Annotated in this window: 23 protein-coding genes and 2 tRNA genes; 11 read left to right on the top strand and 14 right to left on the bottom strand. The window is 70.2% G+C overall.

Annotated features, from left to right (window positions below; genetic code table 11):
• Window position 1 precedes the first annotated feature (1 nt).
• The 4 genes from DW299_RS17795 to DW299_RS17810 form a co-directional block, all read right to left on the bottom strand.
• Window positions 2-490, bottom strand: a complete 489-nt coding sequence (locus DW299_RS17795; protein ID WP_136037378.1) for an acyl-CoA thioesterase — start codon at window positions 488-490, stop codon at window positions 2-4.
• Window positions 491-494: 4 nt separating this feature from the next.
• Window positions 495-2,174 (bottom strand): energy-dependent translational throttle protein EttA, encoded by a 1,680-nt coding sequence (gene ettA / locus DW299_RS17800; RefSeq protein WP_136031871.1) that lies wholly within the window; start codon window positions 2,172-2,174, stop codon window positions 495-497.
• 81 nt (window positions 2,175-2,255) lie between these two features.
• Window positions 2,256-2,750 (bottom strand): DUF6993 domain-containing protein, encoded by a 495-nt coding sequence (locus tag DW299_RS19575; protein WP_240745446.1) that lies wholly within the window; start codon window positions 2,748-2,750, stop codon window positions 2,256-2,258.
• A 73-nt stretch (window positions 2,751-2,823) separates the two neighbouring features.
• Complete coding sequence (locus DW299_RS17810) at window positions 2,824-3,402, bottom strand: single-stranded DNA-binding protein (protein ID WP_136037379.1); 579 nt, start codon at window positions 3,400-3,402, stop codon at window positions 2,824-2,826.
• A 205-nt stretch (window positions 3,403-3,607) separates the two neighbouring features.
• Between DW299_RS17810 and DW299_RS17815 the strand changes: the two genes are divergently transcribed.
• Window positions 3,608-3,877 (top strand): hypothetical protein, encoded by a 270-nt coding sequence (locus DW299_RS17815; RefSeq protein ID WP_136031867.1) that lies wholly within the window; start codon window positions 3,608-3,610, stop codon window positions 3,875-3,877.
• Window positions 3,878-3,901: 24 nt separating this feature from the next.
• Here the strand turns inward: DW299_RS17815 and DW299_RS17820 are convergent.
• Window positions 3,902-3,974: transfer RNA gene (locus DW299_RS17820), tRNA-Arg, on the bottom strand.
• 61 nt (window positions 3,975-4,035) lie between these two features.
• Between DW299_RS17820 and orn the strand changes: the two genes are divergently transcribed.
• The 6 genes from orn to DW299_RS17850 all read left to right on the top strand — a co-directional run bounded on the left by orn (window position 4,036) and on the right by DW299_RS17850 (window position 6,642).
• Window positions 4,036-4,662 carry an oligoribonuclease gene (gene orn / locus DW299_RS17825; RefSeq protein ID WP_136031865.1) on the top strand — a complete coding sequence of 209 codons (627 nt, stop codon included), beginning with the start codon at window positions 4,036-4,038 and terminating at the stop codon, window positions 4,660-4,662.
• A gap of 36 nt (window positions 4,663-4,698) precedes the next feature.
• A tRNA-His gene (locus DW299_RS17830) sits at window positions 4,699-4,771 on the top strand.
• An 88-nt stretch (window positions 4,772-4,859) separates the two neighbouring features.
• Window positions 4,860-5,489 (top strand): LysE family transporter, encoded by a 630-nt coding sequence (locus DW299_RS17835; RefSeq protein ID WP_136037380.1) that lies wholly within the window; start codon window positions 4,860-4,862, stop codon window positions 5,487-5,489.
• 33 nt (window positions 5,490-5,522) lie between these two features.
• Window positions 5,523-5,870 carry a metallopeptidase family protein gene (locus tag DW299_RS17840; protein WP_136037381.1) on the top strand — a complete coding sequence of 116 codons (348 nt, stop codon included), beginning with the start codon at window positions 5,523-5,525 and terminating at the stop codon, window positions 5,868-5,870.
• Window positions 5,871-5,872: 2 nt separating this feature from the next.
• Window positions 5,873-6,163, top strand: a complete 291-nt coding sequence (gene clpS, locus DW299_RS17845; RefSeq protein ID WP_136031860.1) for an ATP-dependent Clp protease adapter ClpS — start codon at window positions 5,873-5,875, stop codon at window positions 6,161-6,163.
• Window positions 6,160-6,642, top strand: coding sequence for a DUF2017 family protein (locus DW299_RS17850; protein WP_136037382.1), 483 nt, complete (start codon window positions 6,160-6,162; stop codon window positions 6,640-6,642). The genes clpS and DW299_RS17850 overlap by 4 nt, the downstream gene beginning before the upstream one ends.
• A gap of 16 nt (window positions 6,643-6,658) precedes the next feature.
• Here DW299_RS17850 and DW299_RS17855 read toward each other — a convergent pair whose 3' ends face one another.
• From DW299_RS17855 to gatC, 6 genes are read right to left on the bottom strand one after another with little or no spacing between them, the layout of a single operon-like run.
• Window positions 6,659-7,240, bottom strand: coding sequence for a nucleoside/nucleotide kinase family protein (locus DW299_RS17855; RefSeq protein WP_136031856.1), 582 nt, complete (start codon window positions 7,238-7,240; stop codon window positions 6,659-6,661).
• The gene (locus DW299_RS17860) at window positions 7,224-7,541 is read right to left on the bottom strand and encodes a hypothetical protein (RefSeq protein ID WP_136031854.1); all 318 of its coding nucleotides are present in this window, start codon (window positions 7,539-7,541) and stop codon (window positions 7,224-7,226) included. The genes DW299_RS17855 and DW299_RS17860 overlap by 17 nt, the downstream gene beginning before the upstream one ends.
• 38 nt (window positions 7,542-7,579) lie before the next feature.
• Window positions 7,580-8,839 carry a DNA polymerase IV gene (locus tag DW299_RS17865; protein ID WP_136037383.1) on the bottom strand — a complete coding sequence of 420 codons (1,260 nt, stop codon included), beginning with the start codon at window positions 8,837-8,839 and terminating at the stop codon, window positions 7,580-7,582.
• 47 nt (window positions 8,840-8,886) lie between these two features.
• Window positions 8,887-10,404: an Asp-tRNA(Asn)/Glu-tRNA(Gln) amidotransferase subunit GatB gene (gene gatB, locus DW299_RS17870; protein WP_136037384.1), complete on the bottom strand. Its 1,518-nt coding sequence runs from the start codon at window positions 10,402-10,404 to the stop codon at window positions 8,887-8,889.
• Window positions 10,404-11,921, bottom strand: a complete 1,518-nt coding sequence (gene gatA / locus DW299_RS17875; RefSeq protein ID WP_136037385.1) for an Asp-tRNA(Asn)/Glu-tRNA(Gln) amidotransferase subunit GatA — start codon at window positions 11,919-11,921, stop codon at window positions 10,404-10,406. The genes gatB and gatA overlap by 1 nt, the downstream gene beginning before the upstream one ends.
• A complete protein-coding gene (gene gatC / locus DW299_RS17880; RefSeq protein ID WP_136031845.1) occupies window positions 11,918-12,217 on the bottom strand; it encodes an Asp-tRNA(Asn)/Glu-tRNA(Gln) amidotransferase subunit GatC in 300 nt (99 codons plus the stop codon). Before gatC ends, gatA begins: the two co-directional genes overlap by 4 nt.
• Before the next feature lie 64 nt (window positions 12,218-12,281).
• On the opposite strand from gatC, the gene DW299_RS17885 reads away from it, so the two are divergent.
• The 3 genes from DW299_RS17885 to DW299_RS17895 are packed head-to-tail and all read left to right on the top strand — an operon-like array spanning window position 12,282 to window position 16,346.
• Window positions 12,282-13,982, top strand: coding sequence for a long-chain-fatty-acid--CoA ligase (locus DW299_RS17885; protein ID WP_136037386.1), 1,701 nt, complete (start codon window positions 12,282-12,284; stop codon window positions 13,980-13,982).
• A 46-nt stretch (window positions 13,983-14,028) separates the two neighbouring features.
• Window positions 14,029-15,882, top strand: a complete 1,854-nt coding sequence (locus DW299_RS17890) for a DEAD/DEAH box helicase (protein WP_372490593.1) — start codon at window positions 14,029-14,031, stop codon at window positions 15,880-15,882.
• Window positions 15,883-15,884: 2 nt separating this feature from the next.
• Window positions 15,885-16,346 (top strand): GNAT family N-acetyltransferase, encoded by a 462-nt coding sequence (locus DW299_RS17895; RefSeq protein ID WP_168443176.1) that lies wholly within the window; start codon window positions 15,885-15,887, stop codon window positions 16,344-16,346.
• Between the two features lie 15 nt (window positions 16,347-16,361).
• Here DW299_RS17895 and ligA read toward each other — a convergent pair whose 3' ends face one another.
• The 3 genes from ligA to DW299_RS17910 are packed head-to-tail and all read right to left on the bottom strand — an operon-like array spanning window position 16,362 to window position 20,998.
• Window positions 16,362-18,677: an NAD-dependent DNA ligase LigA gene (gene ligA / locus DW299_RS17900; protein WP_136037388.1), complete on the bottom strand. Its 2,316-nt coding sequence runs from the start codon at window positions 18,675-18,677 to the stop codon at window positions 16,362-16,364.
• A 38-nt stretch (window positions 18,678-18,715) separates the two neighbouring features.
• On the bottom strand, window positions 18,716-19,813 hold the full coding sequence (gene mnmA, locus DW299_RS17905) for a tRNA 2-thiouridine(34) synthase MnmA (RefSeq protein WP_136037389.1): 1,098 nt from the start codon (window positions 19,811-19,813) through the stop codon (window positions 18,716-18,718).
• A gap of 9 nt (window positions 19,814-19,822) precedes the next feature.
• Window positions 19,823-20,998 carry a cysteine desulfurase family protein gene (locus DW299_RS17910; protein ID WP_136037390.1) on the bottom strand — a complete coding sequence of 392 codons (1,176 nt, stop codon included), beginning with the start codon at window positions 20,996-20,998 and terminating at the stop codon, window positions 19,823-19,825.
• Window positions 20,999-21,102: 104 nt separating this feature from the next.
• Here DW299_RS17910 and glgX point away from each other — a divergent pair, with 104 nt between their 5' ends.
• Complete coding sequence (gene glgX, locus DW299_RS17915) at window positions 21,103-23,175, top strand: glycogen debranching protein GlgX (RefSeq protein ID WP_136037391.1); 2,073 nt, start codon at window positions 21,103-21,105, stop codon at window positions 23,173-23,175.
• Window positions 23,176-23,188 lie beyond the last annotated feature (13 nt).

A 23,188-nucleotide genomic window follows, 5' to 3' on the forward strand; every position in this document is an offset into this window, starting at 1 on the left:
GTCAGCGGTGCGCGTACTCGATGGAGGGGCCGACGTACGGCTCCCAGGCCTCGCGCATCTCGGAGGTGAGTCGCGTGGGGCGACCCGTCGCGGCCTCGACGAGCACGATCACTGCTGTCGACCGCGCGTACAGCACCCGCGGCTCCGCGGCCGGGTCGTTGTGCACCTCGTAGCAGACCTCGACACTGGACCCGCCGAGCTTGCCGAACCACATCTGCACCTCGAGCGGTCGACGCTGATACGGCACCGGCGCGAGGTACTCGATCTCCTGCCGGGCGATCAGCGTCAGGATGCCCTCGTCGATGCCGGAGTCGAGCACCGCCGTGGACGGCGCCTCCTCGCCGGGACCCGCCCGCCAGAACGCGCGGACGCGCGCCTCCTCGAGCAGCTTGAGCATCGAGGTGTTGTTGACGTGGTTGAACGCGTCCAGATCCCCCCAGCGGAGGTGGATCGGGATGTGCAGGCGGGTTCCCGGCGAAGGCGCAGTCATCGGGTCAGTCGCGCGTGAGCTTGCGGTGGGTCGACCGGTGCGGCTTGGCCGCGTCGGGCCCGAGGCGCTCGATCTTGTTCTGCTCGTAGGCCTCGAAGTTGCCCTCGAACCAGTACCACTGGTCGGGCTTCTCGTCGGTGCCCTCGTACGCCAGGATGTGCGTCGCGATGCGGTCGAGGAACCACCGGTCGTGGGTGATGACCACCGCGCAGCCGGGGAACTCGAGAAGGGCGTTCTCCAGCGAGCTGAGCGTCTCGACGTCGAGGTCGTTGGTCGGCTCGTCGAGAAGCAGCAGGTTGCCGCCCTCCTTGAGCGTCAGCGCGAGGTTCAGTCGGTTGCGCTCACCGCCCGAGAGCACACCGGCCTTCTTCTGCTGGTCAGGACCCTTGAAGCCGAACTTCGACACGTAGGCCCGCGAAGGGATCTCCGTCTTGCCGACGGTGATGAAGTCGAGGCCGTCGGAGACGACCTCCCACAGCGTCTTGTTGGGGTCGATCGACGAGCGCGACTGGTCGACGTAACTGATCTTGACCGTCTCGCCGATCTTCAGGTCGCCGCCGTCAAGGGGCTCGAGCCCGACGATGGTCTTGAACAGCGTGGTCTTGCCGACGCCGTTCGGACCGATCACGCCGACGATGCCGTTCGGCGGAAGGCTGAAGCTGAGGCCATCGATCAGCGAGCGTCCGTCGAAGCCCTTCTTCAGGTTCTTCGCCTCGATCACCACGTTGCCCAGGCGCGGCCCCGCGGGGATCTGGATCTCCTCGAAGTCGAGCTTCCGCGTCCGCTCCGCCTCCGCGGCCATCTCCTCGTAGCGCGCGAGTCGCGCCTTCGACTTCGTCTGGCGACCCTTGGCACTGGAACGGACCCATTCGAGCTCGTCCTTGAGGCGCTTGGCGAGCTTCGCGTCCTTCTTGCCCTGGATGTCGAGACGCTCGGCCTTCTTCTCCAGGTACGTCGAGTAGTTGCCCTCGTAGCCGATCAGCCGACCGCGGTCGACCTCTGCGATCCACTCGGCCACGTGGTCGAGGAAGTACCGGTCGTGGGTGATGGCGATGACGGCGCCCTTGTACGACTGCAGGTGCTGTTCGAGCCACAGCACACTCTCCGCGTCCAGGTGGTTGGTCGGCTCGTCGAGGAGCAGCAGATCCGGCTTCTGCAGCAGGAGCTTGGCGAGGGCGACACGTCGCTTCTCTCCACCGGAGAGGGGGGCGATCGCGGCGTCGCCGGGGGGCGTGCGCAGTGCGTCCATGGCCTGCTCGAGCTGGGAGTCGAGGTCCCAGCCGTCGGCCGCGTCGATCTCCTCCTGCAGGGTGCCCATCTCGGCGAGCAGCGCATCGAAGTCCGCATCGGGATCGGCCATCAGCGCCGAGATCTCATTGAAGCGGTCGAGCTTCGCCTTGATCGCGATGCCGTCCTGGATGTTCTCCAGCACGGTCTTCGACTCGTCCAGCTCCGGCTCCTGCATGAGGATCCCGACCGAATAGCCGGGCGACAGCTTCGCCTCGCCGTTGGACGGCGTGTCGAGCCCGGCCATGATCTTCAGGATCGTCGACTTGCCGGCGCCGTTGGGGCCGACCATGCCGATCTTCGCTCCGGGAAGGAACGCCATCGTGACGTCGTCGAGGATGAGCTTCTCGCCCACCGCCTTGCGCGCACGCACCATCGAGTAGATGTACTCAGCCACCGAAAACCGCTCCTTCTGTTGGCGTCGAAGATCGACACTCCAGCCTACCGGCCGTCGGCGGCAGGGTTCGTGATCGAAGCATCACCAGTCGATCGGACGCGTCGTCCCGACCAGGCAGCGTCCCTCGGCGAGCTGGGGCATGACGACGGCCACCACCTGTCCCGTCGAGGGACCGACCTGTCCCACCAGGCAGGACTCCTCTCCCCAGCGCACCGAGAACTGGAGGCTCTCCACCGGGTTACCCACGGTGGTCTGGTCGGGCGTGACCTGCATGGCGGTGCGATCGAAGCCCGCGGCCACCAGCGCGTCGATATAGGCCCGACCCTCCGCCCGCTGTTCCGAGGCCCACACACCCTCCGCGATCGCCCGGAAATACGGAAGATTGTCTTCCGCGGTGCCCTCGGGCTGCAGAGCCGGCGACGCCGTCGCCGTATCCGCGGGCGAGGGCGACAGGAAGCTCGGCGGCGTCGGATGCTCGCCGGCAGCGGCCGTGCATCCGACGAGGAGGACGAGGATCGCACCGGCTCCGACGAACGCGCGGGCGGTGCGGGCGAGTGACGGGGCCGTTCGGAGCACGAGCCGAGTCTACGTCGCCCACACCCACAGCCCGGCGTGCTGACGGTGCGTGGCTGACGCTGCGCGCCTGCCCCTACTGCCCCGCCGACACCCTGGCTCCCGCTCCGAGGAAGCCGTCGGGGAACGCCTGGTCCGTCGCCGCACCCCCGTCCCCGGAACCGTCGATGCCCCACAAATCACCCAGATCGTCTCCGGATCGGCCACTCGCCGTCGTCCGCGCGCTTCCACTCGCGGAGTCGGCACCGGGAGACTGCTCCCCATCCTTCTCCCCCTCCGCCACGGTCTCCGGAGAGCGTCTCGGCGACGGCCGGAACGCGGTCGTCCCCCACCGCAGGTCGTGCCCGATCGCGTCGGCTTCGATGTCGGCACTCGTGCCCTGCTTCCCATTGCTCTCCCAGGCCCGAATGCGCAGGCGGCCGGTCACGACGATGCTGTCGCCCACCCGCAGCGACGCCCTGGCGTTCTGACCGAGCTGCCGGAACGCCGCCACGGAGAACCAGTTGGTCTCGGAGTCGACCCAGGTCTGGGTCGTCGGTTCGAAGCGGCGGTGCGTGCTCGCCAGCCGGAAGTTGGTGACGGGCACCCCCGCGCCGGTGTGCCCCTGATGCGGATCGGTCGCCACTCGCCCCACGACGGTGATCATCTCGGTCATGCTGTTCTCCTTCTGTCGCCGGAGCCTCTCCGGATGTCTCCAGCCTGCGGCGACGGCAGGAGCATCGACTGACGCATCCACGCGCTGTGGGGACGCATCGCCGACATCGACGAAGCGTGGAGGAAGAGCCCGGTCAGACGCGTGTCCCGGCGCGGCGCGAATGTCGGTGGCCCGTCCTAGCGTTGTTGCAGGAAGGGAGAAATCGATGTCTGAACGAACGTCCGCCACGGCCCCCGAGGTGCCCTTCGCCGCACCTCGTCTCTCCTCAGAGAAGGAGCATCTCGTCCGCGCCGCCGACCACCTGTGGCGGGTTCAGGACTCGCGGGAGTATGTCCTCGGTCACCTGAGGATCGTGCCGGACCCGCTCGGTCTGCGCTACCGGGCGGAGCGGCTGCACCTCGCGACCGGCCGCTTCCGGCTGATCGGAGAGTTCTGGCGTGCCGACGATGCCGTGGCCGCGCTTCGCCACTGCTGATGCCGTCGCTACGTCGATCGGAAGCGCCCCCGGCAGGATTCGAACCTGCGACCAAGAGATTAGAAGGCTCCTGCTCTATCCCCTGAGCTACGGAGGCGGACAGTCCTACCGTACCGCGGGCAGGCGGGCGATGTCGGTGCCCTCGATAGGATGACGACATGGTAGCTGCCTCCGAGAACGATCGCCTGGTCTGGATCGACTGTGAGATGACGGGCCTCGATCTCTCCGTGGATGAGCTCGTCGAGATCGCGGTCGTCGTCACCGACTTCGAGCTGCGTCCCCTCGACCCCGGATTCCAGGTCGTGATCAAGCCGAGCGATCAGGCGCTGTCCCACATGAACGACTTCGTCACGAAGATGCACGAGACCTCCGGGCTGATCGAGGAGATCCCGCGGGGCGTCACGCTCGCGGAGGCCGAGGAACAGACGCTCGCCTACATCCGTCGTTTCGTCCCGCTCGAGCGCAAGGCACCCCTCGCAGGCAACACGATCGGCACCGACCGCATGTTCCTCGCCAAGTACATGCCGCAGGTCGACCAGTGGCTGCACTACCGCAACGTGGACGTGTCGAGCATCAAGGAGCTCTCCCGGCGCTGGTATCCCCGGGTGTTCTTCCAGGCCCCGGCCAAGGACGGCGGACACCGGGCCCTCGCCGACATCCTCGAGTCCATCCGTGAGCTCCGCTACTACCGGGAGGCCGTGTTCGTCGACGAGCCGGGTCCGTCGAGCGACGACGCCAAGGAGATCGCGACGCGCACCGTGTCGGAGTTCACCTCGAACATGTAATAGACTCGTAGGGTTGCCCGCGCAGGCGGGCGCATGGTGGGTATAGCTCAGTTGGTAGAGCGCCTGGTTGTGGTCCAGGAGGTCGCGGGTTCAAGCCCCGTTACTCACCCGGAGAGAAGAAGCCCGGTTCCTCGGAACCGGGCTTCTTCCGTCTCAGGGCGCGGATCGACGCTGCCGTGCGGCTCTAGACTGGAGCCGTGTCACTGGCGGTCTGGTTCTCACTCCTCACCGCGTCGGTGGTGATCAGCTTCACGCCCGGCGCCGGCGCGATCAACACGATGTCGAACTCCCTGTCGCAGGGTTGGCGACGCTCCATCTGGGGCATCATCGGCCAGCAGATCGCTCTGATCGTCCACGTCGTGATCGTCGCCGCGGGCGTCGGTCTGCTCGTCTCCCGCTCCGAGGTGCTGTTCACCCTCATCCGCTACGCGGGCGCCGCCTACCTCGTCTTCCTCGGCCTCCGCCTCATCCTCAGCCGCCCGACACCACCGCTCGACGACGCGCCCGTCCCCGCACCGGCGCACGAGAGCCATTGGTCGATGATGCGCCGGGGCTTCTGGGTCAACCTGCTCAACCCCAAGGCGATCGTCTTCTTCCTCGCGTTCATCCCTCAGTTCATCCGGCTCGACCAGCCACAGCTTCCCCAGTACCTCGCGCTGATCGCGACGGTCGTCGTGGTCGACGTGCTGGTGATGTGGGGGTTCTTCGCGGTGGCGGCCCGGCCCTTCCGCCGCCTGACGGCCTCGCCGCGCGGGCAGCGCATCCTCAACGCCGTCTTCGGCGGCCTGTTCATCCTCGTGGCAGCGCTGCTGGTCCTGCTGCACTGACCGGTGTCCCGAATGGCCCCTAGGCTGGTCTGGATGGACATGGACGCCGGCGCATTCGAGGCCCTCGTGATCGAGGAGCTGGACCTGCTGCCCGACGACATGGTGGACCGCCTCGACAACGTCGTGTTCGTGGTCGAGGACCGCCCCGCGGACGGCAGTCTCGACCTGCTGGGGATGTACGACGGTCTCGCACTGACGGAACGCACACAGTACGGCATGGGCGAACTCCCGGATCGGATCATCGTCTACCGCGAGCCGCACCTCGCCCAGTGCGAGACCCTCGATGAACTGCGCGACGAGATCCACACGACGCTCGTGCACGAGATCGCGCACTTCCACGGCATCGACGATGCGCACCTGCACGAGCTGGGATGGGCGTGACGATGAGCACGGCACTCCCCGATCTCGACGAGAGCACGGATCTGTCCGCCGCACCGCTCGAGCCCTGGCAGGTCGTCGTCTGGAACGACCCGGTGAACCTCATGAGCTACGTGGTCCGTGTCTTCCGCACCTACTTCGGCTACACCGAGGAGCACGCCACCGCACTCATGCTCGCCGTGCACAACGAGGGCCACGCGATCGTGGCGACAGGGCCGCGCGAGACGATGGAGGTCCACGCGCAGGCGATGCACGACTACGGGCTCTGGGCGACCGTGCGGAAGGCATCCGCATGACCGCCCCCCTCATCCTCACCGTCGCCGCCATCGAGGGCGCCCAGCTCCTGCGGATCGTCGACGACTTCCTCGCCCTCATCGCCGAGCAGGATCCGAATGACCCCGCCATCGCCCGACTGACGCCCAACCCCTATCCCGACGACGAGGGGGCCGCCGCCGCGTTCGCAGCGGCCACTCGCGACGACGTGACCGACCGGCGTGTCCTGGATGCGCGCACCGTGCGGTCGGCGCTCTCCGCCTTCGACCCGGAGGCGCCGCTCACGCCGGAACAGGCCCGCGAGCCCCGGGAGGTGACGATCCGGCGAAGCGACATCGACGCCTGGCTGCGCACCCTCACCGCCATCCGTCTGGTGATCGCGACGCGGCTCGGCCTCACCGTGGAGGAGCCCGTCGCGGGTGGTGAGGCGATGGCCGTGTACGACTGGCTCGGCTACCGGCTCGAACTGCTCATCGAAGCGGCCGACGACATCGGGGCCTGAGACCGGATACCGGCGGTCACGGCACCGTGACGATGCGCGTCGCCAGCTCGCGCGGGTGGTGCTGCAGGAGGTGCTGACGCTCCTGCGCCGCCCACCGCTCCCAGTGCGGTCGGTACGTGTCGCCGTCCCTCGCGAGCGCGCGCGCCTTTCGCGACTCCTCCCCCGCCTCCACCCAGATGCGGACATCGGCGAGGTCGGCCGTCGACGGACGGAGGATGCCGCTGCCTTCGACGATCACACCGAGCGATGGGTCGACGGCATGACTCTCCGCCTCCGTGTTCTGCTCCCAGTCCCACCGACGCCAGGAGCCGAGCAGGCCCCGCCCGTGCGGCCGCAGGATTCCGTCCACCGCTCGCTCCGCGCCGGACTCCAGGCCGTCCCAGCCCGGGTACAGCGAGTCGAGGGCGATGACCTGCACCCGTCCGACGAGCGGCCAGTTCCGCGCGAGCAGCTCCGCCAGCGAGGTCTTGCCAGCACCGCTCCCGCCGTCGATGACCACCATCGGGTTCGCCGCAGCGAGGCCGCGGATGTCCTGCGCGATCAGTGCCGCGGCCTGGCGAAGCGCCGCCGCGACGGGATCGTCACTTCTTGAGGGCACGGATGATGCGCGTGAGGGCACGACCGGTGACCCACACGAAGGGCACCGCCACGACGAGCAGCGTCACGATGTTCGGCTCGAAGCGGAGCCCCTCCTCGCGGCGCACGTAGACGCCGACGGGAATCGAGACACCGCCCCCGCCGCCGCCCTCGGCACCGTCGCCGCTGCCGCCCCCGAAACCGGAGTAGGTGAATGCGACCGGCGTCACGCTCACGCCGTCGACATCCTGCGGCTCACCGTACGCGCTCTTCACGCCGAAGGACGCGACCTGCTTCCCGAGTTCCAGTGCAATGTTCGGCATGCTCCCACGGTAGCCGACCCCGCCCGCGTGCGCGCCCCTCAATCCGCGATGCCGTGATCTTTCGGATGCCGCGCGGCCCCGCGACCCTCGCCGCGACCGATGTGACGCGCGCGGCTGATCGTCGCCGTCCCGAAGCGGGCGATCGCCTCGTCCACCGCCCCCTCCACGCGGCGCCAGTCCTCGTCGTCGTCCCAGAGCGCCAGGGCGGAGCCGCCCGCCGGCTGCAGTCTCTCGGCCCGCACGCCGACCAGACGGATCGGATCGCGCCGATCGATCTGCTCGAACAGACTCTGCGCCGCTTCCCCGATGCGCTGGCTCACGGCGGTCGGGTCGCTCAGGGTCTGCGACCGGGTGACCGTGCGGAAGTCGGCGAAGCGGATCTTGATCGACACGGTCGACGTCTCCCACCCGGCACGACGCAACCGCGCGCCCACGCGATCGGCCAGCCGCAACAGCTCCGCACGCAGGAACGCGCGGTCGTCGACATCGACGTCGAACGTCTCCTCGTGTCCGATACTCTTCTCCACGCGCTCGGTGTCCACCGCCCGCGCATCCCGGCCCCACGAGAGCTGCGCCAGCCGCGCACTCAGCGCCGGGCCCACTGCACGGTCGAGCATGTCGGCCGTGGTCGCCCTGATGTCGCCGATCGTACGGATGCCTCGCGCCTCCAGCGCCTCCGCCGCCTTCGGCCCCACACCCCACAACGCGCGCACCGACCGCGGGGCCAGGAAGTCGAGCGTCTCCGCGGCCGATACCACGAGCATGCCGTCGGGTTTCGCGATCGTCGACGCCATCTTGGCGACGTGCTTCGTCTCGGCCACGCCCACAGAGCACGTGATGCCGACCTCCGCCGAGACGCGCTCCCGGATCTGCGCGGCGATCCTCGCCGGGCTCCCCCACAGCCGACGCACGCCCTGCACATCGAGGAACGCCTCATCGACGGACAGGGGCTCCACCAGCGGGGTGAACGACTCGAAGATCGCCATCACCTGGCGCGAGACCGCCTGATAGCGGGGGAAGTGCGGCGGTACCACCCTGGCCGTCGGGCACAGGCGGAGAGCCTGCGAGACGGGCATCGCGGACCGAACGCCGTAGCGCCGCGCCTCGTACGAGGCGCTGGAGACGACGGAACGACCGTCCGGCGAGCCGATGATGAGGGGCAGGCCCCGCAGACTCGGATCGTCGAGCACCTCGACCGCGGCGTAGAACGCGTCCATATCGACATGCAGGATGCGGGTGCCGGTGTCGTCGGCATCGGCCGCGGACACCATGCGCCCTCTGCCGTCACCGTGTCCCATGCGTCCATTCTCTCCCGGGCCCCGGACACGAGGCCCGGGAGAGACGGCTACTGGGCAGCGCGCTCGAGGATGAGCTCGCGCACGCGTGCGGCGTCGGCCTGACCCTTCATGGCCTTCATGACCGCACCGATGATCGCACCGGCGGCCTGCACCTTGCCGTCCTGGATCTTCGCCATCACGTCGGGCTGTGCGGCGAGGGCCTCATCGATCGCCGCGACGAGCGCGCCGTCGTCGGACACCACGGCCAGGCCCCGGGCATCGACCACCTGCTGCGGAGTGCCCTCGCCGGCGATGACGCCCTCGAGCACCTGGCGGGCGAGCTTGTCGGTGAGGGTCCCCTCGTCGACGAGCTTCTGCAACGCCGCGACGTTCTCGGGGGTGATCAGCTCCGCGGCGTCCTTCTCCTGCGCGTTCGCCAGGCGGCTGATCTCACCCGTCCACCACTTGCGCGCGGTCGCCGGCGTCGCGCCCGCCGCGATCGTCGCCTCGACGACGTCGAGCAGACCGCCGTTGCGGACGTCCTGGAACTCCAGCGGCGTGAAACCCCACTCGGCCATGAGCCGGCGGCGCCGCGCGACGGGCTGCTCGGGCAGTGCCGCGCGCAGCTCCTCGATCAGCTCCGGGGCCGGCTGCACAGGGAGGAGGTCCGGCTCGGGGAAGTACCGGTAGTCGTCCGCGTCGGACTTCGGACGGCCCGGCGAGGTGGTGCCGGTGTCCTCGTGCCAGTGGCGGGTCTCCTGGATGATCGTGCCGCCGTCGGCGAGGATCTGCGCCTGGCGCTGGATCTCGTACCGGACGGCGCGTTCCACGGAGCGCATCGAGTTGACGTTCTTCGTCTCGGTACGCGTGCCGAGCTTCTCCTGCCCCCGCGGGCGCAGCGACACGTTGGCGTCGCAGCGCAGGTTGCCCCGCTCCAGCCGGGCCTCCGAGATGCCCAGACCGCGCACGATGTCGCGGATCGCCGCCACGTACGCCTTCGCCACCTCCGGCGCCCGGTGCTCGGTGCCGAAGATCGTCTTGGTGACGATCTCCACCAGCGGCACCCCTGCGCGGTTGTAGTCGACCAGCGAGTACTCCGCGCCCTGGATGCGTCCGGTCGCGCCGCCCATGTGGGTGAGCTTGCCCGCGTCCTCCTCCATGTGCGCGCGCTCGATCGGGATGGTCACCATGGTGCCGTCTTCGAGCTCCACCTCGACCGACCCCTCGAACGCGATCGGCTCGTCGTATTGCGAGATCTGGTAGTTCTTGCCGAGGTCGGGGTAGAAGTAGTTCTTCCGCGCGAACCGGCTCGACTCCGCGATCGAGCAGCCCAGTGCGAGTCCGAGGCTGATCGACGAGCGCACGGCCGTCTCGTTCACGACCGGCAGCGACCCGGGCAGACCGAGGTCGACCGGGGCGATGAGCGTGTTGGGCTCGGCGGCGTGATACGCCTCGTTCGCCGGGTTCGGCGCGTCGGAGAACATCTTGGTGTTCGTGTTGAGCTCGACGTGCACCTCGAACCCGAGCACAGGCTCGAACAGCTCGAGAGCCCTGTCGAAGTCCATCAGCTTGGCTGCGGCGGCCATCAGCGGTTCCCTCCTGCGAGCTGCGGTGCGCGGGTGAGGAGCGGCGCCCCCCACGAGTCGACGAGGAGTGTCTCCAGCGCCGCTCCCACGCGGTAGAGACGGGCGTCCTCCCTGGCCGGAGCCAGGAACTGGATGCCCACGGGCAGGCCGTCGTCGTCGGACAGGCCGCTCGGGATCGAGATGCCGGGCACACCCGCGAGGTTCGCGGGGATCGTGGTGATGTCGTTGAGATACATCTGCAGCGGATCGTCGATCTTCTCGCCGAGCTTGAACGCCGTGGTCGGCGCCGAAGGCGTGGCGATCACGTCGACCTGGCCGAAGGCGGCGGCGAAGTCCTGCTGGATGAGCGTGCGGACCTTCTGGGCGCTGCCGTAGTACGCGTCGTAGTAGCCCGCGGACAGCGCGTAGGTGCCGAGGATGATGCGTCGCTTCACCTCGTCGCCGAATCCGGCGTCGCGCGTGGCGGACATGACGTCCTCGACCGTGGGGTTGCCCTCCGGCGTCACGCGCAGACCGAAGCGGACCGAGTCGAACTTCGCCAGGTTGCTGGACGCCTCCGCCGGGAGGATCAGGTAGTACGCGGCGACGCCGTACTCGAAGTGCGGCGCATCGATCTCGACGATCTCGGCGCCCTGAGCCTCCAGGAGCGCGAGGGCGCTGCGGAACGACGCGGCGACCCCCGGCTGGAAGCCGCTGTCGGGAAGCTCGCGGATGACACCGACGCGGAGACCTCTGAGGCCGTCCCCGCTCGCACCTTCACGCGCTGCAGCGGCGAACGACGGCCACCGCTCGTCGAGCGACGTCGAGTCCTTCGGGTCGTGGCCGCCGATCGCATCGTGCAGCAGACCGGCGTCGAGCACCGTGCGGGTGACCGGGCCGACCTGGTCGAGGCTCGACGCGAGGGCAATCGCGCCGTAGCGGCTGACTCCGCCGTACGTGGGCTTCACCCCGACCGTGCCGGTCACGTGAGCAGGCTGACGGATCGAGCCGCCCGTGTCCGAGCCGAGCGCGAGCGGGGCCTCGAACGCGGCCACGGCGGCGGCCGAACCGCCGCCGGATCCACCGGGGATCCGGTCGAGATCCCAGGGGTTCCGCGTCGGGCCATACGCGGAGTGCTCCGTCGACGAGCCCATGGCGAACTCGTCCATGTTCGTCTTGCCGAGCGGGATGAGACCGGCCGCGCGCGAGCGGGCGACGACGGTCGCGTCGTACGGCGACCGGTAGCCCTCGAGGATGCGCGAGCCGCTGGTGGTCGGCTGGTCGGTGGTGACCAGGACATCCTTGATGGCGAGCGGGACCCCCGCGATCGGGCCGAGCTCCTCCCCTGCCGCACGGCGTGCGTCGACGGCAGCGGCCGCGTCGAGCGCGTGCTCGTTGATGTGGAGGAACGCGTGCAGGTCGCCGTCGACCGCGGCGATACGGTCCAGGTGCGCCTGGGTGGCCTCGACGCTGGAGACCTCACGCGCCGCGAGCTTGTCGGCGAGTTCCGCCGCGGTCAGCCGGATGATGTCGCTCACTGCTCTTCTCCCAGGATCGCGGTCACCCGGAAGCGGCCGTCGGCGGCGTCGGGGGCGTTCTGCAGCACCTGCTCGTGCGTGAGCGTCTGCCCGACGACGTCTGGACGGAAGACGTTGCTCAGGGGGATCGGGTGGCTCGTGGCGGCGACGTCGGCCGTGGCCACCTCCGACACCTTGGCGATGTTGTCGACGATGGCGTCGAGCTGGCCCGTGAGCCGCGTCACCTCGTCGTCGTTCAGCTGGATGCGCGCGAGCACGCCGAGATGGCGCACAAGATCAGGGGTGATTTCAGACACGACCCCAGTCTAGTTGGGGTGCCGTCGCCCGCTCGGCGCGTCGCGGCGCGCATAAGCTGGGCGCGTGAGCACGTTCCAGCCTCCTCGCCCGTGGATCGCCAGCTACGCCGACGGCGTCCCCGAGGATCTCGCCCCCGTCACCGGTTCCCTCGTCGACATCGTCGCCGCGTCCGCCCGCGACTACCCCGACGCTCCCGCGCTGCAGTTCTTCGGCCGCGAGACCACGTACGCCCGACTGCAAGACGCGATCGACCGGGCCGCCACCGGACTCCGCGACCTCGGCGTGCGTGCGGGCGACCCGGTCGCGATCGTGCTGCCGAACTGCCCACAGCACATCATCGCCTTCTACGCCGTGCTGCGTCTGGGCGCCGTCGTCGTCGAGCACAACCCGCTCTACACGCCGCGCGAGCTGCGGAAGCAGTTCGAGGATCACGGCGCCAAGCACGCGATCGTGTGGAACAAGGTCGTCGCCACCGTGCAGGACTTCCCCGCCGACCTCGCCGTGACGAACCTCGTCTCCGTCGACGTGACGCGCGCGATGCCCGCCCTCACCCGCTTCGCTCTGCGGCTGCCCGTCGCGAAGGCGCGCGAGTCCAGGGCAGCGCTGACCGAGCGCGTGCGCGGAACCGTGGTGTGGGACTCGCTCGTGGCCTCCGACCCGCTTCCGGCGTCGCATCCGAGACCGAACACGGACGACCTCGCGATCATCCAGTACACCTCGGGCACCACCGGAACTCCGAAGGGCGCCGCGCTGACGCACCGCAACCTGCTGGCGAACGCGGCGCAGGCGCAGGCATGGGTGCCGTCGATCCAGCGCGGCAAGGGCTGCGTGGTGTACGCCGTGCTGCCGATGTTCCACGCCTACGGGCTGACGCTGTGCCTCACGTTCGCGATGTCGATGGGGGCGCGGCTCGTGCTGTTCCCCAAGTTCGACCCCGACCTCGTGCTCGATGTCGTCAAGAAGCACCCCGCGACCTTCCTCCCGCTCGTGCCCCCGATCGCCGACCGGCTGCTCGCGGCCGCGCAGGCGAAGGGCGTCTCCCTGGACGGCATCGAGGTCGCGATCTCCGGGGCGATGGCCCTGCCGCACGAGCTGGTCGTCCCCTTCGAGGCCGCGACCCACGGGTACCTCGTCGAGGGCTACGGGCTGAGCGAGTGCTCGCCCGTGCTCATGGCGAACCCCGTGGCCGACAACCGCGTGCCGGGCACCGTCGGCCTCCCCCTTCCCGGAACGGAGTGCCGCGTGGTCGACCCCGAGGACCCGACGCAGGACGTACCGGCGGGGTCGGCGGGCGAGCTCGTCGTCCGCGGCCCGCAGGTGTTCTCCGGCTACTACGGCAAGCCGGAGGAGACCGACGCCGTGTTCGTCGACGGCTGGTACCGCACGGGAGACATCGTCACGATCGACGAGGCCGGCTTCGTCCGCATCGTCGACCGCATCAAGGAGCTGATCATCACCGGCGGCTTCAACGTCGCCCCCACCGAGGTCGAGAACGCGCTGCGGCAGCACCCGTCGGTCGTGGACGCCGCCGTCGTCGGACTGCCCAGCGAGCACTCGGGCGAGGAGGTCGTCGCCGCGATCGTCGTCGACGGAGGAGCCGATGTCGACGTCGAAGCGATCCGCGCGTACGCCCGCAGCATCCTCACCCCGTACAAGGTGCCGCGCCGCGTGTTCGTGGTCGACGAGCTGCCGAAGTCGCTCATCGGCAAGGTCCTGCGCCGCCAGGTCAAGGAGAAGCTGCTCGCGCTCACCACCGGCGCCTGAGCCGTCTGCACAGGTGGTGGCGGCCGGCGCGCGCTACCCTTGGGAAGTGACCCCTGAAGACGCAGTGCCCACCGACGCCCCCGACGAGTCCCCCGCAACCCCCGGATTCGAGGAGCTCGGCATCACCGGGCCCGTCCTCAAGGCCATCCGAGACCTCGGCTACGAGACCCCCTCCCCGATCCAGGCCGCGACGATCCCGACCCTGCTGTCGGGCCGCGACGTGGTGGGCATGGCGCAGACCGGCACCGGCAAGACCGCGGCCTTCGCGCTCCCCGTGCTGGAGCGCCTCGACACCGCACAGAAGACCCCGCAGGCCCTCGTGCTCGCCCCCACGCGCGAGCTCGCGCTGCAGGTGTGTGAGGCGTTCGAGTCGTACGCCTCACGCATGAAGGGCGTCCACGTGCTGCCCGTGTACGGCGGTCAGGGGTACGGCGTGCAGCTGTCGGCGCTGCGCCGCGGTGTGCACGTGGTCGTCGGAACCCCCGGTCGCATCATGGACCACCTCGCCAAGGGCACGCTCGACCTCTCCGAGCTGCAGTACCTGGTGCTCGACGAGGCGGACGAGATGCTGAAGATGGGCTTCGCGGAGGATGTCGAGCAGATCCTCGCCCAGACGCCGGAGGAGAAGCAGGTCGCGCTGTTCTCCGCCACGATGCCCGCCCAGATCCGGCGCCTCGCGCAGCAGTACCTCCGCGACCCCGAGGAGATCACGGTCAAGTCCAAGACCGCGACCAACACGAACATCACCCAGCGGTACCTCGTGGTGTCGTACGCGCAGAAGGTGGACGCCCTCACGCGCATCCTCGAGGTGGAGAACTTCGACGGGATGATCGTCTTCGTCCGCACCAAGAACGAGACCGAGACGCTCGCGGAGAAGCTCCGCGCTCGCGGCTACTCCGCCGCCGCGATCAACGGCGACGTGCCCCAGGTGCAGCGCGAGCGCAGTGTCAACCAGCTCAAGGACGGCAAGCTCGACATCCTGGTCGCGACCGACGTCGCCGCGCGCGGTCTCGACGTGGAGCGCATCAGCCACGTCATCAACTTCGACATCCCCACCGACACCGAGTCGTACGTGCACCGCATCGGCCGGACCGGGCGCGCCGGGCGGACCGGCGACGCGATCAGCTTCATCACCCCGCGCGAGCGCTACCTGCTGAAGCACATCGAGAAGGCCACGCGTCAGACGCCGACGCAGATGCAGCTGCCGACCACGGAGGACGTCAACACCACGCGCCTCGCGCGCTTCGACGACGCCATCACGACCGCGCTGTCCGAGACCGCCCGCATCGACGCGTTCCGCGACATCATCGCCCACTATGTGCGCCACCACGACGTGCCGGAGAGCGATGTCGCCGCGGCTCTCGCCGTGGTCGCGCAGGGTGAGCGACCGCTCCTCCTCGACCCCGCGGACGACCCGCTCGCCAGAGCCGTGGCCGCCGACAACCGTCCGCCGCGTGAGCGCGCACCGCGGGACGCACGGGAGACGCGTGAGCCCAGGGAACGCCGGGGCCGTGGCGACTATGCGGCGTACCGCATCGAGGTCGGACGACGGCACCGCGTGGAGCCGCGGCAGATCGTCGGCGCGCTCGCGAACGAGGGCGGCCTCGGTCGCGACGACTTCGGCGCCATCAACATCCGCCCCGACTTCTCGATCGTCGAACTGCCGGCCAACCTCGACCCCGCCGTCCTCGAGAAGCTCCGCGACACCCGCATCTCCGGGCGGCTGATCGAGATCGCGCCCGACCGTGGCCCCGGGGCACGCCGGGGAGCTGCGCGCGACCGCGGGAACGACGACGGCGCGGGCCGCGGCTACCGCGGTGACCGCCATGACCGTGACGATCGCGGACCCCGCGGTCCCCGCGAGGACAAGCCGTTCCGGAAGCCCCGTCACAAGAGCTGATCGTGCGTATCGACCGTGCGGACCGCGGAGACGTCGCGGGGCTCGCGCTGCTCAAGTGGCAGGACGTGCCAGACGAGCTGACGGCGGGACGGTCGTTCGACGAGTTCACGGCGGAACTCGCCGCCTGGTGGAGCCTCCACGAGGACACGCACTCGGCGTTCGTGGCGAGGGCGGACGACGGCGAGCCCGTCGGGGTCGCCTGGGTCGCGATGCTCCCCCGGGTGCCGCGCCCCGGGGCCGCGGACCGGGTCTCGGCCGACGTGCAGAGCGTGTTCGTGCTGCCGGAGCACCGCGGGCGCGGAACCGGGCGAGCACTGGTCGCGGCGGCGTGCGCTCACGCGGTGTCCCTCGGCGCAGGACGCGTCACCGTGCACTCGAGCGAGGAGGCCGTGACGCTGTACCGCGGGCTCGGCTTCGCCGACTCCCCTCGGCTGCTGCAGTTCCTGCCTCCCACGGACACCTGACCCGCGGGCACCCGTTCAGCCGAGGGCGTCGGGTCCCTCGGTCACCAGCAGGTGGAACTGTGCAGCGTCGAGGATGCGGATGCCCAGTTCCTCGGCCTTCGCGAGCTTGGAGCCGGCGCCCGGACCGGCCGCGACGAAGTCGGTCTTCTTCGACACGCTCGACGCGGCCTTGCCCCCCGCCTTGATGATCGCCTCCTGCGCTCCCTCGCGCGTGTAGCCGTCGAGCGAACCCGTCGCGACGACCGTGAGCCCGTCGAGCACTCCGCCCTCGGCGACCGCAGCCCCGGGCCCCGGGTGCCCCGGCGTCGCCCACTGCACCCCCGCCTCGCTCCAGCGCCGCACGATCTCCTGGTGCCAGTCGACCTCGAACCATGCGAGCAGCGAGTCGGCGATGATCCCGCCGACGCCCTCGACCGCGGCGAGCTCCTCCCGGGAGGCCGCCCGGATCGCGTCCAGCGAACCGAACCACTGCGCGAGGGCTCGAGCCGCCACCGGGCCCACGTGGCGGATGTTCAGCGCGACGAGGAGTCGCCACAGGTCTTTCGTCTTGGCCTTCTCGAGCTCGGCGAGGAGCGTGAGCGCCTGCGAGGAGGGCTGGGGGCCCTCGCGCCCCGCCTTCCTCTCGGCCGCCGTCGGGTTCCGGCGGAACGGCGCCCTCGTCTTCACCAGGCCGTCCTCGTCCTCACGCGGCAGCCCGGTCTCGGCATCCCGGACCACGACCTCGATCGGCACGAGCTGGTCGAGCGTCAGCGCGAACAGCCCGGCCTCCGTCTCCAGCGGCGGCACGGCGGGTGACGTCGGCTGCGTGAGGGCCGCGGCCGTGACCTCGCCCAGCGCCTCGACGTCGAGCGCGCCGCGCGACCCGATGTGCTCGACACGCCCGCGAACCTGTGCGGGACACGAGCGCGCGTTCGGGCAGCGCAGGTCGATGTCGCCCTCTTTCATCGGCCGCAGCGGTGTTCCGCACTCCGGACAGTCGGCAGGCATCACGAACTCGCGCTCGGTGCCGTCCCGCTTCTCCACGACCGGCCCGAGCACCTCGGGGATCACGTCACCGGCCTTGCGCAGCACCACGGTGTCGCCGATGAGCACGCCCTTGGCCTTCACGACGTCCTTGTTGTGCAGCGTGGCCTGACGCACGACCGACCCCGCGACGTGCGCGGGCGCCATCACCGCGAACGGGGTCGCCCGGCCCGTGCGTCCGACCGACACCACGATGTCGAGGAGCGTCGTCTGCACCTCCTCCGGCGGGTACTTGTAGGCGATCGCCCACCGGGGTGCCCGGCTGGTCGCGCCGAGCTCGTCATGCAGCTCCAGCTCGTCGACCTTCACCACGATCCCGTCGAGCTCGTGCTCGATGTCGTGCCGGTGCTCGCCGTAGTACTCCACGAAGTCGACGACCTCATCGATGCTGCGGCACACCCGCGTGTGCGGGCTCGTCGGCAGGCCCCATTCAGCCAGCAGGTCGTACACCTGGCTCTGCGCGGCCACCGGCGGCTGTGCCCAGGCGCCGATGCCGTGCACGTACAGCGCGAGCGACTCGATCCGCAGAAGCCCCGCCTCCAGTTCGAGCCCGTCCTTCTTGTCGATCTGCTGGCGCAGACCACCGCTGGCGGCGTTGCGCGGATTCGCGAACGCGGGGAACCGACGTGCCGCAGCCGTGCGCGCCTTCTCCTCGTCGAACGGCTTCTTCACGCCGCCGCGCGCCTCCCACCGGGCGAGCGCGTCGGCGTAGGCGCGCTCGCGGAAGGCGGCCTGCGCGGCGTTGAGCCGTTCGAACGCCGCGACCGGGATGAACACCTCGCCGCGGACCTCGACGATCGGCGGATGCCCCTCACCACGCAGTCGCTGCGGGATCTCCGGCAGACGGAGCGCGTTCTCCGTCACGATCTCGCCCACCCGGCCGTCACCGCGTGTGGCGGCGGAGGTGAGCACCCCGTTCTCGTAGCGGAGGTTGATCGCGAGTCCGTCGATCTTGAGCTCGGTGAGCCAGTCGACGTCGCGACCGGCCGCCGCGCGGGTCTTGGCCGCCCACTCCCGCAGCTCGTCGACGGAGAACACGTTGTCGAGGCTGAGCATGCGCTCGGCGTGCTCGATCGTGGCGAGACCGGTGGCCTCCGCCGCTCCCACCATCTGCGTCGGCGAGTCCTGGCCCTGCAGTTCGGGGTGCAGGCGCTCCAGCTCTTCCAGACGCCGCATCCACCCGTCGTAGGTCGCGTCGTCGACGAGCGAGGTGTCGCGTCCGTAGTAGGCGTCTTTGGCCTCGAGGATGCGGGTCGTCAGCTCCTCGGCCTCGATCCGAGCGTCTTCCAGTGAGATGTTCTCCGCCACCTGCTCAGTCTAGGAGCGGCCGCCGACATCCGCCGGGATCAGACGCCGACCGGAACCGCCGAGACCGTGGTGTCGATCGTGAACTGGCCCAGCACGCGCGTGCCGACGTACAACACCGCGGTCTGCCCCGGTGCGACGCCGTCGAGCGGAACCTCCGGAGCCACACGGACGCCGTCCGCGGTCATGGTGGCCGTGGCGGGAACGGGGTCGGCGTGCGCGCGGATCTGCACGTCGCATGCGAAGGACGACTCCACGGGCGCCGCGCCGGCCCAGCTGAACCGCTCCCCCGCGATCTCGGCGATCGCGAGCGCCTCCTTCGGCCCGACGACCACGGTGTTGGACACCGGCCGGACCTCCAGCACGAACCGGGGCTTGCCGTCCGCGGCCGGCACCCCGAGCTTGAGCCCTCGCCGCTGCCCCACCGTGAAGGCGTGCGCGCCCTCGTGCTCGCCGACCACCGCGCCGCTGCGGTCGACGATCTCCCCGGTCTCCGCACCGACCTTCTCCGCCAGCCACCCGCGCGTGTCGCCGTCCGGGATGAAGCAGATGTCGTGGCTGTCGGGCTTCTGGGCGACGGTCAGGCCCCTGGCGGCCGCCTCAGCGCGCACGACCGCTTTGGAGGGCGTCGTGCCGAGCGGGAAGTAGGTGTGCGCGAGCTGCTCGGCGGTGAGCACACCGAGCACGTACGACTGGTCCTTGGCGTTGTCGGATGCCCGGTGCAGCTCCCGGCCGTCCGGCCCCTCGATCAGGGTGGCGTAGTGCCCCGTGCAGACGGCGTCGAAGCCCAGCTCGATCGCCCGCTCCAGGAGCGCGGCGAACTTGATCTTCTCGTTGCAGCGCATACAGGGGTTCGGGGTGCGCCCGGCGCGGTACTCGGCGATGAAGTCGTCGATCACGTCGTCACGGAACCGCTCCGAGAAGTCCCACACGTAGAAGGGGATCCCGAGCAGGTCGGCGGCGCGGCGCGCGTCGAGCGCGTCCTCGATCGTGCAGCAGCCGCGGCTGCCCGTGCGCAGCGTCCCGCCCGCGCGGGACAGGGCGAGGTGCACGCCGACGACGTCATGCCCGGCCTCGACCGCCCTCGCCGCGGCGACGGCGGAGTCGACGCCGCCGCTCATCGCCGCAAGGATCCGCATGGGTCCAGTCTACGAGCGCGCAGCTGAGCCGGCGCCGGACGCACGCGCATACGCGTCCGCGATCACCGACAGCACGGCGTCCACGTCATCATCGCGGGAGGTGCGCCCCAGAGAGAAGCGCAGCACGCTGCGGGCGTCTCGCTCCGACCGGCCCATCGCCATCACCACGTGGGAGGGCTCCGCGACCCCCGCCTGACAGGCCGAGCCGGTGGACACCGATACCCCGGCGACGTCGAGGAGGAAGAGCAGGCTCTCCCCCACGGCCCCCGGGAACAGCAGCTGCGCATTGCCCGGCAACCGCACGTGCGGGTCGCCCAGGAGCTCGGCGGCGGGCACCTGCGCGCGAACGCCCTCGACGAGGCGGTCGCGCAGAGCACGCAGCCGACGCGCCTCCTCCTCGCGCTCGCTCTCGGCCAGCTCGACCGCGGTGGCCAGCGCCGCCGCACCCGCCACGTCCTGCGTGCCTGCCCGGAGCCCCCGCTGCTGTCCACCGCCGCGCAGCAGCGGAGCGAGACGAGCCGACCGGGCGACCAGCAGTGCGCCGGTCCCGACCGGAGCACCCACCTTGTGGCCCGCGATGCTCAGCGCGACGAGCCCGCCATGACCCTCCGCCGACCCGCGCAGGCCCCGGAAGGAGAGCGGCACGTGGCCCAGGGCCGCGACCGCGTCGAGGTGCAACGGCACGCGGTTGTCGGCCGCCGCCGCCGCGAGGGCGGCTACATCGTTGATCGTGCCGGCCTCGTTGTTGGCGACCAGAGCCGTCGCGAGCGCGGCACCCGGAAGCGCGGCGGCGAAGCGGGGGTCATCGATGCGCGCCTCCGGCGACACCGGGACCGCGCGGACCTCCGCGCCCTCCTCGGCGAGAGCCGCGACGGTGTCCATCGTGGCGTGATGCTCCCCGTCGGGCAGCACGATAGCGGTGGTGCCCGCGTCCCGTGCGCGCCAGAGCCCCTGCACGGCGAGGTTGATCGACTCCGTGCCCCCCGAGGTGAACACGACCTCGATCGGGTCGGCGTGGAGCACCGCGGCGAGCCGCTCCCTCGACTCCTCCAGCAGGCGCCGCGCGTCCTGTCCGGCGCCGTGCGTCGACGAGGCGTTGCCCACGACGGTCGCCGCCTCGAGCCAGGCGTCGCGGGCCTCCGCGCGCAGAGGCGTGGTCGCCGCGTGGTCGAGGTAGTGCCGCATACCTCGATTCTCCCCCGTTCCCCGGTCGTGCGGACACGGTCGTGCCTCTGGGACCGGGTCCGCGCCGACATGAGACTGAAATGCAACACGCCTAGGGTGTAGTCATGCCTGTCTCCCGCGTCCCCGTCGTCCCCGGCGGATCGGCCCTCGACGATCTCGGCGTCCGCCTGCACGACGGCGGCGGCACCCTGCGGGTCTGGTCGGGCAACGCCTCGTCGATGGAGCTGGTCGTCTTCGACGCCACCGACCTCGACTGGGTCACGGACCAGGCCGCGCTCGAGCGGCGGCCGGGCGGCGTGTGGGAGGTCACGTCTGCCCTGCTCCAGCCAGGAACCCGGTATGCGGTCCGCGTGGGAGGGCCGCACGGCCCCGGCAACACGTTCAACCCCGAGACGCTGCTGCTCGACCCGTACGCGAAGGGCCTCGCCCAGGGACACGGCTACCAGGAGTGGCGGTCGGTGGTCATCGTCGACGGCTTCGACTGGGGGAACACGAGCAAGCCGCGCATCCCGCTCGATCGCACCGTGATCTACGAGGGCCATCTCAAGGGCATGACCAAGCGCCACCCCGAGGTGCCGCCCGCGCTGCACGGCACGTACGCGGGTCTCGCACACCCCGCGATGATCGAGCACTTCCACGCGCTCGGCATCACCTCCGTCGAGCTCCTGCCCGTGCACGCCTTCGTGCCGGAGCCGCGCCTGCTCGAGCGCGGCCTCACCAACTACTGGGGCTACAACACCCTCAACTACTTCACGCCTCACGCCGCGTACGCCACCGAGGACGCCCGCAAGCGCGGACCGGAGGCGATCATCGCCGAGTTCAAGGGCATGGTGAAGCTGCTCCACGAGGCCGGGCTCGAGGTCATCCTCGACGTCGTCTACAACCACACCTCGGAGGAGGGCATCGGCGGCCCGCGCTCGAGCCTGCGCGGGATCGACAATGCGAGCTACTACCGGCAGGACGGGAACGGCGTCTACATCGACACCACCGGGTGCGGCAACACGCTGGACACCAGCACCGACGCCGGCGCCCGCCTCGTCCTGGACTCGCTGCGGTACTGGGCGGAGGAGATGCAGATCGACGGTTTCCGCTTCGACCTCGCGACCGCGATCGCCCGAGACGCCGCCCACACATACAACCCGGAGCATCCGCTGCTGCGGGCGATCGCCGCCGACCCCGTGCTCGCCGACACCAAGCTCATCGCCGAGCCGTGGGACGTGGGGTTGGGCGGCTGGCAGACGGGCAACTTCCCCACGGGGTGGCACGAGTGGAACGACCGCTACCGCGACCGGGTGCGCAACTTCTGGCTGAGCGACATCGACTACGCCCGTCGCGCCTCCGCCCCGGTGGGCATCGGCGGCTTCGCCACGCGCCTCGCGGGCTCCTCCAACACCTTCAGCGAGGAGCGCGGTCCGCTCGCCAGCATCAACTTCGTCACGGCACACGACGGCTTCACGCTCCACGACCTCGTCTCCTACGACGTCAAGCACAACGAGGCGAACGGCGAGAACAACCGCGACGGCGCCGACACCAACCGCGCCTTCAACCACGGCGTCGAGGGCCCCACTGACGATCCTGCGATCCTCGCTGCCCGCCGGAAGGCCATGCGCAACCTCCTGGGCACGGTCCTGCTGTCCGCGGGCATCCCCATGCTCACCGCCGGCGATGAGGTCGGGCGCACTCAGCGCGGGAACAACAACGCCTACGCCCAGGATTCTCCCCTCACGTGGCTCGGGTGGAACCTGGAGCCGTGGCAGGAGGATCTGCGGGCGCACGTCACGCGGCTCATCCAGCTGCGCCAGGAGAATCCCGCTCTGCGCCCCAGCCGCTACGCCCGGCTCGGCGAGCACATCCCGAACGCGTCGGTCATGGACTGGTACGACCAGAACGGCGAGACGATGGAACCGGGGCAGTGGAACGATCCCGGCAACCGCACGCTGCAGTACGTCGCCGCCTCCACGCCCGACACCGAGGCGGCGAACCGCATCCTCCTGATCGTGCACGGCACGGAGGCGCCGATCGACGTGCGACTGCCGCTGGAGATCGACGGCGCGAACCGGTTCGTCTCGCTCTGGTCGAGTGCCGACGAGCACCCCTCCGCGCACGCGGAGGTCTTCGAGCCCGGCGACGTCCTGTCCGTTCCCGGCACCTCGATGCGCCTGTTCCGCGTCGAGTGATAGCACGGTTCTG

This window comes from Microbacterium sp. K35 (genome assembly GCF_004794375.1).
Classification (GTDB): domain Bacteria; phylum Actinomycetota; class Actinomycetes; order Actinomycetales; family Microbacteriaceae; genus Microbacterium; species Microbacterium sufflavum.

Excerpts from the sequence above, each read along its gene's own strand:
- DW299_RS17795 (WP_136037378.1), bottom strand. The coding sequence starts at position 490 with ATGACTGCGCCTTCGCCGGGAACCCGCCTGCACATCCCGATCCACCTC.
- DW299_RS17810 (WP_136037379.1), bottom strand. The coding sequence starts at position 3,402 with ATGACCGAGATGATCACCGTCGTGGGGCGAGTGGCGACCGATCCGCAT.
- DW299_RS17815 (WP_136031867.1), top strand. The coding sequence starts at position 3,608 with ATGTCTGAACGAACGTCCGCCACGGCCCCCGAGGTGCCCTTCGCCGCA.
- orn (WP_136031865.1), top strand. The coding sequence starts at position 4,036 with ATGGTAGCTGCCTCCGAGAACGATCGCCTGGTCTGGATCGACTGTGAG.
- DW299_RS17840 (WP_136037381.1), top strand. The coding sequence starts at position 5,523 with ATGGACATGGACGCCGGCGCATTCGAGGCCCTCGTGATCGAGGAGCTG.
- clpS (WP_136031860.1), top strand. The coding sequence starts at position 5,873 with ATGAGCACGGCACTCCCCGATCTCGACGAGAGCACGGATCTGTCCGCC.
- DW299_RS17850 (WP_136037382.1), top strand. The coding sequence starts at position 6,160 with ATGACCGCCCCCCTCATCCTCACCGTCGCCGCCATCGAGGGCGCCCAG.
- DW299_RS17860 (WP_136031854.1), bottom strand. The coding sequence starts at position 7,541 with ATGCCGAACATTGCACTGGAACTCGGGAAGCAGGTCGCGTCCTTCGGC.
- DW299_RS17865 (WP_136037383.1), bottom strand. The coding sequence starts at position 8,839 with ATGGGACACGGTGACGGCAGAGGGCGCATGGTGTCCGCGGCCGATGCC.
- gatB (WP_136037384.1), bottom strand. The coding sequence starts at position 10,404 with ATGGCCGCCGCAGCCAAGCTGATGGACTTCGACAGGGCTCTCGAGCTG.
- mnmA (WP_136037389.1), bottom strand. The coding sequence starts at position 19,813 with ATGCGGATCCTTGCGGCGATGAGCGGCGGCGTCGACTCCGCCGTCGCC.
- DW299_RS17910 (WP_136037390.1), bottom strand. The coding sequence starts at position 20,998 with ATGCGGCACTACCTCGACCACGCGGCGACCACGCCTCTGCGCGCGGAG.
- glgX (WP_136037391.1), top strand. The coding sequence starts at position 21,103 with ATGCCTGTCTCCCGCGTCCCCGTCGTCCCCGGCGGATCGGCCCTCGAC.